Genomic DNA, 2,589 nt, shown 5'->3' with positions numbered 1-2,589 from the left:
AGTAAATGATGGTAGCACAGATCAGTCGCTAGCAGTAATTTCCGATTTAATCTGTAGTCATCACAATGTTAAGGTAATCAACCAAAAAAACCAAGGATTATCAGTAGCTCGGAACACTGGTATTGATGTGGCAACTGGTAAATATATAACTTTTGTAGATGCAGATGACAAAATTATGCCAGGCTTTGTTAGCTCGCTCTATCAAATTGCTGACAAAACAGGAGCTGACATTGTACGTGGGTCATTTCGAGACTTTAATGGCAATATTCCTAAAGCTTGGGTTCCAGATTTCAATGTTCCAACCAATTGTGGGACAATAGTATTAGACCAATTCTTATCTAGCAACATATCTTTTGCAGTTTGGTCGAGTATCTATAGGCTAGATTTTATTAATAGTAATCATATACGATTTACACCAGGGATCCTACTTGAGGATGGAGATTTTACAACAAGAGCTTATATGCTCGCTAAGTTAGTTGCTACATCACCTGAACCAAATTATGCATATAGAATAAATCGTCCAGGAAGTATATTAACCACAAAAAATGCCCAAAAAATGTCTCTTTCAGAAGAAAAAGTCATATCACAATTTATTAGTATGTTAAAGCATGAAGAATCTGATGTTTTACGTAGTTTAATTCTAAAGTCTATTTATGCATTTATGAGAGATTGGACGGGAATTATTGTGAAGAATAACCTATCGTTGGATAGGACGAACAGTTGTTTTGATACTGCTCTCACTCTAATAAAAGAAATAATAAATTCTAGGCCCTTAAAAGAAAAAATCAAATTTTTAACAAAGGTTATTATTATTAAGGCGAAAAACCATTAAGCCGTTAAATGAAAATGCAAAGGGTTCATATACAATTATGTTAATTACGACCCGAATTGCTAGTTGATTATTTAGCCATGACTTGATACCCGATAGAATATCTTAAAGTCTCTGGTTCCAGTGTTTTAGCTGATTTTAACAGTAAAGAATACGCTAAAAGTATCATCTCTAATTTCAATTGAAAACCTTGAGGCGAACGACTTTTACAACGCTCAGCTCCTAGATTTGTCAAAAAAGAGAAAACTCGCTCAATCACTTTTCTACGTTTTGAAAAATTAGGGAAAAGGATTTTCTTTTGCTTCATGTTCTTCCTGACAGGTGTAATTAGATCAATTCCTTTTAATTCCAGCCTATCATGCAGTGACTGACCTAGATATCCCATATCTCCAAGGACTGTTGGTGTCCCAAATTGACTCAACACTTCCTCGGTCATTGAACTATCAGCCATTGAAGCAGGAGTAATTGTGTAGTCTATGACATAGCCTGATTCACTGACTAAAGCATGACATTTACATCCATAGAAGTACTGTCCCTTTGTAGCATTGTAGCCAACATTTGCATAATCTCCAAGAACTTTGCTTCTGAAATTACGAATAGGCTGACACAAAGGAAGGGGGAAGCTGTCAATAATGGATACACTCATTCCTTCAACCTCTTTAAAGACGAGTGCTTGGCGAATGACTTGGATACTCGGTAAGAGGGCATTACAACGGCGGACAAAGCGAGAATATTCTAGGAAATTAGGAAATAAACTTTGAGCAAGTTGGTGCTTAGCTTTAAGCGTTTCACTAAAATGCAGTACGCCCCAGAGGTAACAAGCGATAACTAAGCAATCTGATGTTGCGAGATGGACGTTTTTTCGGTTTTGAACCTCAAGGGGAACACTCGTTTGATAAAGCGTCTCAATGGTTGTCAGTAAATAAACAAAAACTTTTGGAAGTGTGCTATTATAAGTCATATAAGTCGTGCGCTTTCTAATGCTTAGTGGTTTTAGATTAGGATAGCACGACTTATTTATTTTCCAATGAAATTAACTAGCAATTCGGGTATAATAAAAGCATTTTTTAATATGATTACTGCTTTTATTATTTCCTCCAAAACTGTTGTTTTACCTTCATTTCCCGTAATGTTCAGAAAATTCATGAAGATATCCAAAATGATAATTTTTTGCAAATATACAGAAAAAGCAGTATACTTTTATTAAGTCTATTTAGAAAGATTTCATTGAGGTAAATATGGAAAGTGAAAATATTTTGGAAGCAAAACAAGTGAGTGTTGCCTTTCGGATTGCTGGTAAATTTCAAAAAGCAATTTATGATATTGATTTAAGTCTTAGACGTGGTGAAGTTTTAGCCATTGTTGGGGAATCAGGTTCTGGGAAATCAACTTTGGCAACTGCTGTTATGGGATTACACAACCCAAATCAAACTCAAATTACAGGCTCCATTTTATTGGATGAGGAAGAAGTGATTGGTAAAACGGGTGACTCCATGGCAAATATTCGAGGAAGTAAAGTTGGAATGATTTTTCAAAATCCACTCACTGCGCTTAATCCATTGATGAAAATTGGGCAGCAAATCAAGGAAATGCTGGTCGTGCATGATGTTTATCCAGAAAATCAGTATGAAAGTAGAATCTTTCAACTTTTAGAACAAGTAGGAATTCCAAATCCTAAAAGAGTCACCCCAGGGGTGCAGAAGCCGCAGTTCGCGGCCTTCCGGAAAAATTTCGCCACCGGCGTGTAACGTCCGCGTAAG

Annotated in this window: 2 protein-coding genes and 1 pseudogene; 2 read left to right on the top strand and 1 reads right to left on the bottom strand. The window is 36.2% G+C overall.

Annotation, left to right across the window (positions count from 1 at the left end; translation table 11 throughout):
- Window positions 1-832 (top strand): glycosyltransferase (locus tag ABZ857_RS43990; protein ID WP_357056887.1); only part of this gene is annotated, 832 nt, incomplete at its 5' end.
- 67 nt (window positions 833-899) lie between these two features.
- On the opposite strand, the gene ABZ857_RS43985 is transcribed toward ABZ857_RS43990, so the two are convergent.
- Window positions 900-1,790 (bottom strand): IS982-like element ISLll1 family transposase, encoded by an 891-nt coding sequence (locus ABZ857_RS43985; protein ID WP_357056884.1) that lies wholly within the window; start codon window positions 1,788-1,790, stop codon window positions 900-902.
- Window positions 1,791-2,067: 277 nt separating this feature from the next.
- On the opposite strand from ABZ857_RS43985, the pseudogene oppD reads away from it, so the two are divergent.
- A pseudogene (oppD, locus tag ABZ857_RS43980) lies at window positions 2,068-2,514 on the top strand (murein tripeptide/oligopeptide ABC transporter ATP-binding protein OppD); the annotation flags it as partial.
- Between the last annotated feature and the right edge of the window lie 75 nt (window positions 2,515-2,589).

Source organism: Microbispora sp. NPDC046933 (assembly GCF_040644635.1).
GTDB lineage: Bacteria > Actinomycetota > Actinomycetes > Streptosporangiales > Streptosporangiaceae > Microbispora.
This window is presented reverse-complemented; position numbering and strand designations above follow the sequence as displayed.

Excerpts from the sequence above, each read along its gene's own strand:
- ABZ857_RS43985 (WP_357056884.1), bottom strand. The coding sequence starts at position 1,790 with ATGACTTATAATAGCACACTTCCAAAAGTTTTTGTTTATTTACTGACA.